We start from the raw sequence: 14287 nt of genomic DNA on the forward strand, positions 1-14287 counted from the left end.
AAATCAGGGATTTTCGTTAATACTTGAGCATATACACTGCCTATGCGCGAACGCAGACGGTGCCATTGTAAGCCCTGTGGAAACGGTGCCTCACGGCCGATATCGGCAACTTTTTTCCACAATTGGGAAGAAGTTGACGTTGCGCCCGTTCAACCTTGAGAACCAATCCAGCGGAGCAAAGTGCATTGGTTCCGAATAGCCGAGGCTTGCCACAATTCGCCCTTCGAATCGTCCCCGAATCGGAACCCGGAAGGGCGAAAAGAGGCAAGAACACGGCATCATTGCCCCAGAGCACCCCCGCTGCCTTGATCTGCCCCAAATGGCAGAAGGCCCGGCGGATCGCTCCACCGGGCCTTCCCGTTCGGTTTTTGGGCCTCATGTCCGGCTCAGGCGGCCTTCTTGCGCCGGAACATGCCGGTGACCTTGATCACCACAACGTAGAAGAGCGGCACGAAGAGCACGCCCAGCACGGTGGCCGCGATGGTCCCGCCAAGGACACCGTAGCCAATCGCCTGACGGCCCCCCGCCCCTGCCCCGGAGGACAGCACCAGCGGCAGCACGCCCAGGCCGAAGGCCATGGAGGTCATGACGATCGGACGGAAGCGCATCTTGGCCGCGTGCTTGGTGGCCTCCAGCAGTTCCTCGCCGGCCTCCATCCTCTCGCGGGCGAATTCCACGATCAGGATGGCGTTCTTGCCGGTCAGGCCGATGACGGTCAGCAGGCCCACCTGGAAGAAGACCCCGTTGACGAAGCCACCGACCCAGGCCCCGCCAAGCGCGCCCAGCACACCCAGCGGCATGGCCAGCATCACCGCGAAGGGGATCGACCAGCTCTCATAGAGCGCCGCAAGGCAGAGGAAGACCGCCGCCAGCGAGAGCGCATAGAGCAGGCCCGCCTGGCCGCCGCTTTCCTGTTCCTCCAGCGAGAGGCCGGTCCAGGCGATGTTGAAGCCCGGCGGGAGCTGGGAGGCGATGCGCTCGATCTCGGCCATGGCGTCGCCGGTGGCGACACCGGCCGCCGGAGAGCCCTGGATCTGCATCGAGGGGATCCCGTTGTAGCGGATCAGGCCCTGCGGACCGTACTTCCAGTCCGCGGTGGTGAAGTTGGCAAAGGGCACCAGCCCACCTGAGGCATTGCGGACCCGCCACTTGGCCAGGTCAGAGGGCGTGGCCCGGCTTTCCGGTTCCCCCTGCACGTAGACCCGCTTGATCCGGCCCCGGTCGATGAAGTCGTTCACGTAGGACCCGGCCCAGGCGATGGAGAGCGTATCGCCCACCTCTGCCGGGGTCAGCCCCATCGCGCCGGCGGCCTGCCAGTCGATGTCGAGGTTGAACTGCGCCGCGTCCTCCAGCCCCGAGGGCCGGACGGAGGCGATCAGCGGGCTCTGCGAGGCCATCCCGAGCAGCTGGTTGCGCGCGGCAAGCAGCTGTTCGTGGGTCTGACCGGCCTGCGCCTGCAGGTAGAAGTCAAAGCCCGAGACGTTGCCCAGTTCGGTCACGGCAGGCGGCACGATCGGGAAGACCATGGCGTCCTTGATCTGCGAGAAGGGACCGAAGGCCCGCCCTGCGATGGCCTGCACCGACTGGTCGAGGCGCGGGCGCTCGCTCCAGTCCTTCAGCCGCACGAAGGAGAGGCCCATGTTCTGGCCCGACCCGCCGAAGCTGAAGCCCACGACGCCGAAGACGGCCTCGACGTTCTCGGCCTCGTTCTCGCGATAGTGGGACACAACCGTGTCGATGACCTTCTGGGTCCGCGCGGCGGTGGCACCGGTGGGGGCCTGAACGATGGTCATCAGCACGCCCTGATCCTCGTCCGGGAGGAAGCCGGTCGGGGTGTTGGTGAACATCCAACCTGCCCCGGCACCCAGTGCCAGATAGATCACGAGGATGCGCAGCGGACGGCGGATCATGAAGCCGACCGTCCCGCCATAGCCGCCAGTCAGCCCGTTGAAGCCCTTGTTGAACCATGCGCCCGGCCCCTTGCGGGTGTGGTGCACGGCCTTTTCCTTCAGCAGCGTGGCACAGAGTGCCGGCGTCAGGGTCAGCGCCACCAGCACCGACAGCGCCATGGCCGAGACGATGGTGATCGAGAACTGCTGGTAGATCACCCCGGTGGAGCCACCGAAGAAGGCCATCGGCACGAAGACCGCCGAGAGGACCAGCGCGATCCCGATCAGGGCGCCGGTGATCTGGCCCATGGACTTCCGGGTCGCCTCGCGCGGGGGCAGCCCCTCCTCTTCCATGATCCGCTCGACGTTTTCCACCACGACGATGGCGTCATCCACCAGCAGGCCGATGGCCAGCACCATGGCCAGCATGGTCAGCGTGTTGATGGTGAAGCCGAAGGCCGCGAGGATGCCGAAGGTGCCGAGGATGACGACCGGCACGGCCAGCGTCGGGATCAGCGTCGCCCGGATGTTCTGCAGGAAGAGCAGCATCACGAGGAAGACGAGGATGATCGCCTCGACGAGGGTCTTCTGCACCTCGTGGATCGAGATCTCGACGAAGGGCGTGGTGTCATAGGGAATGACGTAGTGCACCCCGTCGGGGAAGTAGGCGGCCATTTCCTCGATCTGATGGCGGACCCGTTCGGAAGTCTCCAGCGCGTTCGCGCCCGAGGCCAGCTGGATCGCCATGCCCGAGGCCGGGCTGCCGTTGTAGGTCGCGATCGCCTGATAGTCCTGTGCGCCGATCTCGATGCGCGAGACGTCCTTCAGCAGCACGAGGCCGCCGTCGGTTTCCGCGCGCAGCACGATCTGCTCGAACTCCTCGGGGGTGTTCAGCAGCGACTGCGCCGTGATCGTCGCGTTCAGCTGCTGGCCTTCGATGGCGGGCAGCGTCCCGAAGGCGCCGGCCGAGATCTGGGCGTTCTGTGCCGAAACGGCGCTGACCACGTCGGAGGGCGTCAGTTCGTAGGCCGCCAGCTTGGACGGGTCGAGCCAGATCCGCATGGCGTATTGCGCGCCAAAGACCTGCACGCCGCCCACGCCTTCGATCCGGCTGAACGTATCGACGAGGTTGGAGTTCAGGTAGTCGGAGAGGTCAACCTGGGTGAAGGTCGGATCGTCCGAGATCAGGCCGATCACCATCAGGAAGCCCTGCGAGGCCTTGGCCACCCGGACCCCGTTGCGCTGCACCGCGTCGGGCAGCAGCGCCGTGGCGGTGGAGAGCTTGTTCTGCACCTGCACCTGCGCGATGTCCGGGTCGGTCCCGGTTTCGAAGGTCAGGGTGATCGTCGCAGAGCCCGCCGAGGTCGAGCTGGAGTTCATGTAGCGCAACCCGTCGAGCCCGGTCATCTGCTGTTCGATGAGCTGGGTGACGGTATTGGCCACGGTCTGCGCCGAGGCGCCGGGATAGGAGGCGGTGATCCGCACCGAGGGCGGTGCGATCTGCGGATATTGCGCGACGGGAAGCGTCGTGACGGCCAGGTAGCCGATGCCCATGATGATGATCGAGATCACCCAGGCAAAGACCGGCCTGTCGATGAAGAAACGTGCCATTGGGGAGCTTTCTGTTGGTGCCGGTCAGATCAGTTGGCGGGGGCTGCCGCGCGTTCCTGGGGGGCGACGGTCGCGCCCACGCCGATCTTTTGCAGGCCCTCGACGATCACCTTGTCACCGGCAGAGACGCCCTGATCCACGACCCAGAAGGCGCCCTGGTCACGCAGCACGTTCAGCGTGCGCTCTTCGACCTTGTTGTCGGCGGTCACGACCATGGCCACGGCCTGGCCGCGACGGTTGCGGGCAACGCCTTCCTGCGGGACCAGCACGACGTCATGGGCGGTGCCGAGGGGCATGTCCACCTGCACGTACATGCCCGGCAGCAGCAGCCCGTCGGGGTTGGGGAAGCTGAGGCGCAGCACGACCACGCCGGTCTGCTCGTTCACGTAGGGCTCGGCGGCCGAGAGCTTGCCGGTCTGGTCGTAATCGGTGCCATCGGCCAGCTTGAGCGTGACCATGGCCGAGGATTCTTCGGCCTCGCCGGCCTCGACGCGGGCATTCTGGCGGCGCCACTGGATCAGTTCGGCGGCGGATTGGGTCACGTCCACGTTCACCGGGTCGATGGCGCGGATCGTGGTCAGCGCGGTGGACTGGCCCGAGGTCACGAGCGAGCCCTGCGTGGTGGAGCTGAGGCCGATCACGCCCGAGAGCTGCGCCCGGATCGTGGTGCGGTCCAGGTCGATACGGGCCGACATCAGCTGCGCCTCGGCCACTTTCACGGCGGCGGCGGCGACATCGCGTTCCGCCTGCGCCGCGTCGAAGTTCTGCTGGGTCGAGACGTTGCGGCGCAGCAGCTCTTCCTGCCGGGTCAGCTCGGTCTCGGTCGATTTCAGGGTGGCCTGTGCCTGCGCGAGGGAGGCATTGGCGCTCTCCACGCTGGCCTCGTAGCTGGCGTCGTCGATGCGGTAGAGCGGATCGCCCACCGAGACGTCGGCACCTTCCTCGAAGAGGCGTTCAAGCACGATGCCGTTGACCTGCGGCCGCACCTCGGCCGAGGCAGAGGCCGCCACGCGGCCCGGCAGCACCGAGGTCAGGGTCACGTCCTTGCCTTCCAGCGTGACCACGGTCACCGGAACGGCCTGCTGCCCCCCGCCCTGCTGCGCAGCGACCGGAAAGGCGACGACACCGGAAAAAGCGGCGACGGAAAGGGAACGAATAATCGTAGAACGAATTGTCATTGGTGGGTCGTCCTGAATTGCTGGGGTCTTGCTGAGCAGGACGCACTGGTCCCGTCTGCACGCGCTCTTGACCGGGATTAAGGAAACGACGTAGTTTTGTAAAGCGCAAGTTCGCCGATCCGGATGAACCTGCCTTTGCATCTTGGAGGAGAGTTGGACATCACGCCAGACAAGAAACCCGGCGCCCTGTCAGGGTGCTGCTGCGGCGAACGCAAGCGTGGGCGTCCTGTGCAGATCGACCCGGATCTGCGGGCGAGGCTGATTGTCGATGCCGCCGAAAACGTGCTGGCCGAGGAGGGCGTTGCCCGGATCACCATGGCCGCCGTCGCCCGCGAGGCCGGCATGTCCAAGCGCACGGTCTATGCCCATTTCGCGACCCGCGAGGAGCTGATCTGCGCCTGTATCGAACGGATGCACGAGGCCATCGTCCGCCCCCTGTCGGCGGCGGCGCAGGATCTGCCGCTGGCGCAGCGGCTCGACCTTCTGCTGACGTTGAACCTCGAGGCCACCGCCGCAGGGCGGAAGGTGGAACTGCTGCGCTCCGTCATCGCAGAGGCCCCCAGCCAGCCGGAACTGGCCGCATCGGTGCTCCGCTCCGGCCTGCTGGCGCTTGCTGCGCAGATCAAGACCGAACTTGACCGCGCCGTGGACCGTGGCGAGGCAGAGATCCCCGACACCGAGCTTGCCGCGGAAATGCTGCGCGACATGGCCTATCCCAACGTCCTCGAGGTGCTGTTGCGCTGCGATGTCCCCCACGAGGAACGCGTGGCCAAGCTGGAAAAGCGGCGGCCGCTTGCGGTGGCGGCCTTCTGCAAGGCAGTCGCGCCCGACAGGGGCTGACCTCCTGCAACCCCCCCGACCGTTTCAGCTCGGGCCGTTCTGGCCACGCCTAGCCCCCCTTGCGCGGCTTGCGCCCCAGCCCAGTCTGCCCTGCCACGGCGCTAGTCCGTCACGACCTCAGGCAGCCCCTCGACCGCCGCGCCGATAGAGTTCCCCGAAGGCCATCAGCAAACGCGGGCATCTCCGGGAACAGGGGCAAGGCGGACGGGGGCAAAGGCGCGAGAGCGTTCAGCACCAATCTGGACCCGATCGGCGGGATTGCCCCATCACGTCGCCTAGCATTGCCGTGAGCGGCGGCGCCCGAGTCGCACATCGCCGCCCCTGCGCGGGCCTCGGTTTGCGCAGGACGCATGGCTCCCCTGCCGCGAATGCCCGAATCTGTGCGACTCCCCGCACAGCGTGCGAGGGCCAGCGGAAAGGCCGTCCCGCGGCAGCCAAAATTTCCGTCAGCGCGTCGTGATCGGCCCGGAATGCCCTTGTCGGCCCCCCACCCTGTCCTCTCTATCCACCGCGAACAGAAGGAAGGACAGTATGCGCACAAATCCGACCGAACAGGAGCTTCAGGCCCAGGCCGACCCGAACCACCCGCCCCATGACGAGGCCGCCGAGCCGATCAAGCCGGTGCGGCTTGCCGCGCTGATCGCCGGTCCGGTGCTGGCGGGCATCGTGCTGATGCTGCCCGCGCCCGCGGGCCTCAACCCCGAGGCCTGGCGGCTGGTGGCCCTGACGGTCTGGATGGTGATCTGGTGGCTGGCCGAGGCCGTCCCCCTGCCCGCCACCGCCCTGCTGCCGATCCCGATGCTGCCGATCCTCGGCATCCAGCAGGTGGCCGAGGTCACGGTGCGCTATGGCAACCACCTGATCTTCCTCTTCCTCGGCGGTTTCATCCTGGCCGCCGGGATGCAGCGCTGGGGCCTGCACCGGCGCATCGCGCTCTTCATCGTGCAGAAGATCGGCACCTCGCCGGGCGGGATCATCGCGGGCTTCATGCTGGCGACGGGCTTCCTGTCCATGTGGATCTCGAACACCGCCACGGCGGTTATGATGTATGCCGTGGGCATCTCGGTCATCGAGTTCGTGGACAGCAAGGTCGCGGACAAGAAGATGGCCCGCAACTTCGCCGTGTCGCTGCTGCTCTCGATCGCCTTCTCGGCCTCCATCGGCGGGGTCGGCACGCTGATCGGCACGCCGCCGAACGCGCTGCTGGCGGGGCTGCTGTCCGACAGCTACGGCATTCAGGTCGGCTTCCTGCAGTGGATGTACATCGGCGTGCCCGTGGTGGTGGTGATGCTGCCCGCGACCTATATCCTGCTGACCAAGGTCATCTTCCCCACCAAGGGGCTGGAACTGGGCGAGGTCCGCGCGATCATCGACGCGGAGTACCAGAAGCTCGGCAAGATGGACCGGGGCGAGATCATCGTGGCCATCGTCTTTGGCGCGGCGGCCTTCTTCTGGATCACCCGCAGCTTCCTCGGCCTGCCGCTGAACGACGCGGGCATCGCCATGGCGGCGGCCCTGCTGCTCTTCGCGATCCCGGTGTCGCGCCGGGAGGGCTACGTGCTGGACTGGACCGTCACCCGCACCCTGCCCTGGGGCGTGCTGATGCTCTTCGGGGGCGGCCTCGCGCTTGCCGGCGCCTTCGAGGCGACGGGCCTCGCGCAGTGGATCGGCGACATGGTCGGCGGGCTGCAGGGCGTGAACCTCTGGGTGCTGATCCTCGTGGTGACCACGGCGATCGTCTACCTGACCGAGATCACGTCGAACACCGCCTCCACCGCCACCTTCCTGCCGATCCTCGGCGCGGTGGCCGTGGGTCTGGGCGTGCCGGTCGAATACCTGATGGTGCCCGTGGCGCTTGGCGCGTCGATGGCCTTCATGATGCCGGTGGCGACGCCGCCCAACGCCATCGTCTTCTCCTACGAGGGGCTGCACCTGGCGGACATGGTGAAGGCGGGCTTCCTGCTCAACATCCTGTCCATCGCCGTGGTCTACGGCGCGATGTACCTGCTGGCGGGGCCTGTCTTCGGGCTCTGATCCCCGCGGAAGGCAAGACGGAACACGGTAAGGGGCCGCACATGCGGCCCCTTTCGTTTATCCCCGTGCCTGCCCCGGATCCCGGTTCAGATCCTTGCAGGTCTCTATGACATCGGCCTGGGGTTACCGGGGCCGCCCCGCACAGCGCGTTTCGCACCGCGCGAAGATGAGACGGTGGAGAGCCCCGGCAAAAAAATTGCCCGCCACGTAGAAACGGGCGGGCCAGAACACAGTGCCGGCACCTGCGTGTTGGGGGCAAGAACCGACAGAGAGGCAGCGGAACGGTTCGGGTGTATCCGCTACACCCCCTGTATACAGGCCGCACACAAAGCGGACAATGACGTGTTTTGTGTCAGCATGAAAGCTGCCCCTTCAGCGCCTCCCGCCGCTGGCCAACCTCCGCCGGAGCCCGTAGGTTGGCGCGACAGGAATTACCGACAGTCCCCGCCCATGAGCCTTGGCATCATCCCCGAAATCCGCAACTCGGCCGCCCTGCGCTACTTCTACGAAGTGGCCGAGCATGGCTCGTTCCGGGCCGCTTCGGACGCCGTCCACATCGCCACCTCGGCCATCAGCCGACAGATCCGCCTGCTGGAGGACGACCTTGGCGTCGCGCTCTTCGACCGGGGGCCGGGGCGCGACGGGGTGACGCTGACCGCGGCGGGAGAGGTGCTGCAGGCCCGGCTGAAACAGGCCATGCGGGAACTCTCCACGGCCCATGCCGAGATACAGGCCCTGCGCGGGCTGGAGAGCGGCGAGGTGACGCTGGGCTTCAACGATTCCATCGGGCGGGATTTCGGCGTGCAGCTGGTGCAGGGCTTCATGGCCGCGCATCCCGGGATCGCCGTCAATACGGTGATTGGCAACACCCCCGGCCTGACCGAGCAGTTGCTGGCCGGCGAGATCGACATCCTGATCGCCTACAGCGTCCCCGACCGGCCTGACATCCGGCGCGGCCCGACCTTCGAGACCGAGCTGCACCTCATGGTGCCCGCAGGCCACGACTGGGCCGGGCGCGCGGCGATCCCGCTGGCGGATCTGGCCGATCAGGTGCTGATCCTGCCCGAGCCGACGCTCGCCCTACGCCGCACCTTCGACAAGCTGATGGAGCGCAACGGCATCCATCCACGCCGGGTGATGACGTCGAATTCCTTCGAGACGATGGCCGATCTGGTCGCCGCGGGTCTGGGGCACGGGATACAGGTGCGCCCGGCGCCGGGCCGCGATCCGCGCCGCCCGGGGCTGCATTTCGTCCCGATCCACGATCCGCGGATCGAACGGGGCACGCTGGCGCTCTGCATGGATGCCCGGCGCGTGCCCTCGCCGGCAGTGCGGGCCTGTTTCAACCAACTGGCCGACGCCCTGCCCGATCTGGTGCAGGCGACGCCCCTCCCCTGATGTATTCTAATTTATAGAACTTTGCCTCCACCTTATTGATCTTTACCCCAGCCCGTCCGCCGGGTCTTCTGCGCGTCAGAGATCAAGAACGGAAGACGATGGCACAGGCACGGATCGGCATCGACGTCGGGGGCACCTTCACCGACACATACCTCGACCTAGGCGACGGGAACGGCCTCTCGGACAAGCGACTGACCACTCTGGCCACCCCGGAAGAGGCCATCGCCGGCGCCGTGACGGACCTCATCGCCCGCGCGGGCCTGACGCCCGACCAGATCGGCGGCATCGTCCACGGCACCACGCTGGCCACCAACGCGGTGATCGAACGGCGCGGCGCACGGGCCGCCCTGATCACGACGCAGGGCTTCCGCGACGTGCTGGAAATGGGGCGCGAGGACCGCTACGCGCAATATGACCTGAACCTGCGCAAGCCCGCGCCGCTGGTGCCCCGGTCCCGCAGGCTGGTGGTGGAGGAACGCATCGCCGCCGACGGCACGGTGCTGCTGCCGCTCGACCTTGCCGCGCTGAAGGCGCTGGTGCCGCAGCTGGAGGAGGTGGAAAGCGCCGCGATCTGCTTCCTCAACAGCTACGTGAACCCGGCGCACGAGGAAGCGGCGCGCGATCATCTGGCCCGGCTCTGCCCGCATCTCAGCCTCTCGATCTCCTCCGAGGTGGCCCCCGTGGTGCGCGAATTCGAACGCTTCAGCACGGCGGCGGCCAATGCCTATGTGCAGCCGCTGATCGACCGTTACCTCTCGCGGCTCGACGCGCGGCTCACCGCGGCGGGGCTCACCTGTCCGCGCCACCTCATGCTGTCGAGCGGCTCGCTGTGCGATTTCGAGACCGGGCGCCGCTTCCCCGTGCGGCTGATCGAAAGCGGCCCGGCCGGGGGCGCGCTCTTCGCGGCCCGGATCGCGGCCCGGCACGAGGTCGCCGAGGCCATGGCCTTCGACCTTGGCGGGACCACCGCCAAGCTGACGCTGATCGACCACGGCAGGCCGCATCGCACCAATGATTTCGAAGCCGCCCGGCTGGAGAAATTCGTCAAGGGCAGCGGGCTGCCCCTCAAGGTGCCCTCCGTCGATCTGCTGGAGATCGGCGCCGGGGGCGGCTCGGTCGCCTGGCTCGACCAGCTGGGTCGCTTGCGCGTGGGCCCCGAGGGCACCGGCTCCACCCCCGGGCCTGCCTGCTATGGCCGCGGCGGCACCCTGCCCACGGTCACCGATGCGAACCTTCTGCTCGGGCGGCTCTCGCCCGAAAGCTTCGCCGGGGGCGCGGTGACGCTGGACCCGGCGCGCGCCCAGCGCGCGCTCGACACGCTCGACATGGGCGGTGGCCCCGCCGCACCCACGGCGACCGCCACCGCGATCCTCGCCGCGGTGGACGAGGCGATGGCCCTTGCCGCACGCCTCCACGCGGTCGAAATGGGCGCCGCCCTTGGCCCGCGCACGCTGGTGGCCTTCGGCGGCGGCGGCCCGCTGCACGCGGCCTCGCTGGCCGAGGCCATCGGCATCGCCTCCGTCATGGTGCCCCCCGATGCGGGCGTCGGCTCGGCCATCGGGTTCCTGACGGCGGATGCCGCCTTCGAGATCACCCGCAGCGCGCCCATGGCCCTCACGACGCTGGAAACGGCAGACGTCATGGAACTGACCACGGCGATGGAGGCAGAGGGCCGCGCCATCACCGGGGACGCGCCGGGCCTGCGGGCCGAGTGGTCCGCCGCCATGCGCTATGTCGGGCAAGGCCACGAGGTCGCGGTGGCGCTGCCCGATCCGCTGGCCCCGCCCGAGGAGCTGCGCGCGGCCTTCGAGGCGGCCTACCACCGTCTCTATGGGCGCAGGCTGGAGCGGATCGGCGTGGAAATCATCAGCTGGACCTGCCGGATCGCCCCGCCGCCCCGCCCGGCGCAGGCAGTGCCCGCGCCGCAGGAGGCCACGGCCCCAGCGGCTGACGGCCATGCAGAGGTCGGCGGCGCCCGTCACGCCGCCCTGCCCCATGCGCTCTATACCCGGGCGGCGCTGCGCCCCGGCCACGTTCTGACGGGCCCCTGCCTGGTCCGCGAGGCGGCCACCAGCACGGCCGTTCCCCCCGGCTGGGAGGTGCGCGTGCTGGGCGACGGCACGCTGCACCTGCTCCGCCTGCCCCAGACGCGTTCCGAAATGGCGACATCCACGGCGACCCCCACAGAGATCCCTACGGAGGCCCCGGTATGACCCATGATCCCCTCACCTTCCAGATCCTCTGGGACCGCCTGCTGAGCCTCGTCGAGGAACAGGCCCGCGTCCTCGTCCGCACCGCCTTCTGCTCCACCGTGCGCGAGGCCGAGGACCTCTCCTTCGGCCTCTTTGACCGGGCGGGCGCCATGGTGGCGCAGGCCGCCACCGGCACCCCCGGCCACGTGAACGCCATGGCCGCGACGGTGGTGCATTTCCTCGATCGGTTCCCGCTGGAGACGATGAAACCCGGCGATCACTTCATGACCAACGACCCATGGCTCGCCTCGGGTCACCGGCATGACCTGACGCTGGTCAGCCCGGTGTTCCACGCGGGCCGCGCCGTGGCGCTGATCGCCTCGACCTGCCATCAGGTCGATATCGGCGGGCGCGGACAGACGGCAGACGGCACCTCGGTCTTCGAGGAAGGCTTTGCCCTGCCGATCATGCGGATCTGCACCGACGGCCAGCTGCACGAGGATATCCGCCTGATCCTGCGCGAGAATGTCCGCCACCCCGATCAGGTCGAAGGCGACGTGCTGTCGATGATCACGGCGGGGGAAACCGCCGCGGCGGGGCTCTGCGCGCTGATGACGGAATTCGGCCTGACGGATATCGACGCGCTCTCCGCCGGCATCCTCGCGCGGACCGAGGCGGCGACCCGCGCCGCGATCGCCAAATGCCCCGATGGCACGTGGTCCGACAGCCTGACGCTGGACGGGTTCGGCGCGCCGATCACGCTCAACTGCCGCCTGACCATCGCGGGCGACAGCATCCACGCCGATTTCGAGGGCAGCGCCCCGGCCCTGCCGCGCGGTGTGAACCTCGTACTGAACTACACCGCCGCCTATGCCGCCTATGGCATCAAGTGCGTCGTCTCGCCGGAGCTGCCCAACAACGCGGGTGCCCTTGCGCCGATCCGGGTCAGCGCGCCCATCGGCTCGGTCCTCAACGTCGAACGCCCCGCGCCTGTCGCCGCACGGCACATCATCGGGCAGTTCCTGCCGGAGCTGGTGATGAACTGCCTGGCCAAGGCCATGCCCGGCGTGGTGCCCGCCGATGGCGCCTCCTGCGTCTGGACGGCGCAGCTGCGCGGACAGGTCGAGGGCCAGCCCTTCGATGCGGTCTTCTTCAACGCGGGCGGCATGGGCGCGCGCCATGCGCTCGACGGGCTGGATGCCACCGGCTTTCCCAGCGGCATCCGTGCCACCGCCAGCGAGGTGGTCGAGGCCATCGCCCCCATCGTCATCTGGCGCAAGGATCTGGCCATGGACAGCGGCGGCCCGGGTCGGATGCGCGGCGGGCTGGGACAGGTGGTCGAGGTCGGCACGCGGGACGGCTCCCCCTTCACCGTCTTCGCGCTCTATGACCGGATCGACCACGCCGCCCGGGGCCGCGAGGGCGGCACGGACGGGGCCGCCGGGGCGGCATGGCTGAAATCCGGCCAGCCCCTTGCGGGCCTCGGCCAGCAGGAGGTGCCCGCCGGGGATCGCCTGTGCCTGTCCCTGCCCGGCGGCGCGGGCCTCGGCACGCCCGAGAGCCGCGAGCCTGCCGCCGTCGCCCGCGACGTGGCGGACGGACGGATCAGCGCCGAGAGCGCCCAGAGAGACTACCGCGTCGTCCTCACCCCCGGGGGCGATGTGGACGACGCCGCAACACGGACCCTGCGCGGAGAGGCAGCGACATGACCCAGACAGACGTGATCATCGCGGGCGCAGGCCCGGTCGGCCAGTACATGGCGCTGCAACTGGTCGAGGCGGGCTATGACGTGACCCTCGTCGAGGCCGGGACAGAGCCGGTGATCGACTTCCGCGCCTCGACCTTCCATGCGCCCACGCTCGACATGCTGGACGAAGTGGGCGTCGGCGCGCCGCTGATCGCGCGCGGCCGGATCTGCCGCGACTGGGAGGTGCGCCTGCATCCCACCGGGGACCGGGCGCTTTTCGACATGGCCGCGATAGAGGGCGAAACCGCCCACCCCTACCGCCTGCAATGCGAACAATGGGAGCTGCAGGACATCCTGCGCCAGAAGCTGACCGGGCGCTGCACCGAGGTGATGGGCACCTCCGTCACCGGGTTCGAGCAGGACGACGACGGCGTGACCGTCCACATCGAGGGCCCCGAGGGGCCGGGCCTGCTGCGCGGGCGCTTCCTGATCGGCTGTGACGGGGCCCGCAGCGCCGTGCGCCATGCGCTCGGCTTCGGTTTCGAGGGTGAGACCTATCCCGAGACGACCTATCTCACCACCACGCAATTCCCGTTCCAGGACCATATCGAAGGCCTCTCCAGCGTGGCCTATTGCTGGTGGCAGGATGGCGGGAACTTCTCGCTCCTGCGGATGGCCGACACATGGCGGGTGTCGATCTACATGGTCGACGGCATCCCCCCCGAGGAGCAGCTGCGCCCCGAGGCGGTGCAGAAGACACTGCACCGCATCCTCGACATTCCCGGCGATTTCGAGCTGGGAATGGAACCGCGCCCCTACCGCGTCCACATGCGTATGGCCGACAGCTACGTCGCGGGCCGCGTCGTGCTGGCCGGGGATTCCGCGCATCTGAACAGCCCGGTGGGCGGCATGGGCCTGAACGGCGGGCTGCATGATGCCCGCGAGCTGATGCGCGCCCTTGCGCCTGCGCTGGACGGTGCCGACCACGGGCCGCTGCTGGCGCGCTATGACCGCCGCCGCCGCCCCATCGCCCGGGACGAGATCATCGTGCAGGCGGACAAGGCGCGCGCCCGGATGCGCGAGAAGGACCCCAGCAAGCGGCTCGACCTGCTGAAGGACCTTCAGGCCATCGCGGCCGATCCCGTCCGGCTCAAGGCGCACCTCATGGAAAGCTCCATGATCACCACCCTGCGCCGCTCCGAAGCGGTCGAATGACCCGGTCCGCCCACGCCGCTGCCCCCGTGCCCGGCCTGGGCGGATCACGGCGCCGGATGCGGCAGGGGCGCGCGGCAAAGCGCCCGCATGCGGCAGGCCCCGATGCGGACAAGGGGCTGGCCTATGTGGCTGCCCGGGCACCGGAAACCCTTGGCGCGCGGGCGCAAGGCCCTGCGGACAGGCCCCGCCCCGCACCCGCGAGCGGAGGGGCTGTGGATAACTCCGGGCGAACGCCTCAGGAAG

At 68.5% G+C, this 14287-nt stretch carries 8 protein-coding genes; 6 read left to right on the forward strand and 2 right to left on the reverse strand.

Features of this window, described 5'->3' with window-relative positions; genetic code table 11:
• Positions 1 to 386 precede the first annotated feature (386 nt).
• Together LCM32_RS06305 and LCM32_RS06310 are read right to left on the reverse strand one after the other, a co-directional pair.
• Positions 387 to 3500: an efflux RND transporter permease subunit gene (locus tag LCM32_RS06305; protein WP_224820207.1), complete on the reverse strand. Its 3114-nt coding sequence runs from the start codon at positions 3498 to 3500 to the stop codon at positions 387 to 389.
• Between the two features lie 29 nt (positions 3501 to 3529).
• The gene (locus tag LCM32_RS06310) at positions 3530 to 4678 is read right to left on the reverse strand and encodes an efflux RND transporter periplasmic adaptor subunit (RefSeq protein WP_224820208.1); all 1149 of its coding nucleotides are present in this window, start codon (positions 4676 to 4678) and stop codon (positions 3530 to 3532) included.
• Between the two features lie 153 nt (positions 4679 to 4831).
• Here LCM32_RS06310 and LCM32_RS06315 point away from each other — a divergent pair, with 153 nt between their 5' ends.
• From LCM32_RS06315 to LCM32_RS06340, 6 genes are all read left to right on the forward strand, one after another.
• On the forward strand, positions 4832 to 5518 hold the full coding sequence (locus LCM32_RS06315) for a TetR/AcrR family transcriptional regulator (protein WP_224820209.1): 687 nt from the start codon (positions 4832 to 4834) through the stop codon (positions 5516 to 5518).
• Positions 5519 to 6049: 531 nt separating this feature from the next.
• Entirely contained in the window at positions 6050 to 7552 is a 1503-nt protein-coding gene (locus tag LCM32_RS06320; RefSeq protein WP_224820210.1) for an SLC13 family permease, read from the forward strand.
• A 450-nt stretch (positions 7553 to 8002) separates the two neighbouring features.
• Positions 8003 to 8950 (forward strand): LysR family transcriptional regulator, encoded by a 948-nt coding sequence (locus tag LCM32_RS06325; RefSeq protein WP_224820211.1) that lies wholly within the window; start codon positions 8003 to 8005, stop codon positions 8948 to 8950.
• A 98-nt stretch (positions 8951 to 9048) separates the two neighbouring features.
• Positions 9049 to 11163, forward strand: a complete 2115-nt coding sequence (locus LCM32_RS06330) for a hydantoinase/oxoprolinase family protein (RefSeq protein WP_224820212.1) — start codon at positions 9049 to 9051, stop codon at positions 11161 to 11163.
• A complete protein-coding gene (locus LCM32_RS06335; RefSeq protein ID WP_224820213.1) occupies positions 11160 to 12851 on the forward strand; it encodes a hydantoinase B/oxoprolinase family protein in 1692 nt (563 codons plus the stop codon). Before LCM32_RS06330 ends, LCM32_RS06335 begins: the two co-directional genes overlap by 4 nt.
• Positions 12848 to 14044 carry an FAD-dependent oxidoreductase gene (locus LCM32_RS06340; protein WP_224820214.1) on the forward strand — a complete coding sequence of 399 codons (1197 nt, stop codon included), beginning with the start codon at positions 12848 to 12850 and terminating at the stop codon, positions 14042 to 14044. The genes LCM32_RS06335 and LCM32_RS06340 overlap by 4 nt, the downstream gene beginning before the upstream one ends.
• Positions 14045 to 14287 lie beyond the last annotated feature (243 nt).

It is taken from the genome of Pseudooceanicola nanhaiensis (assembly GCF_020171315.1).
In the GTDB taxonomy this organism is placed as follows: domain Bacteria; phylum Pseudomonadota; class Alphaproteobacteria; order Rhodobacterales; family Rhodobacteraceae; genus Pseudooceanicola; species Pseudooceanicola nanhaiensis_A.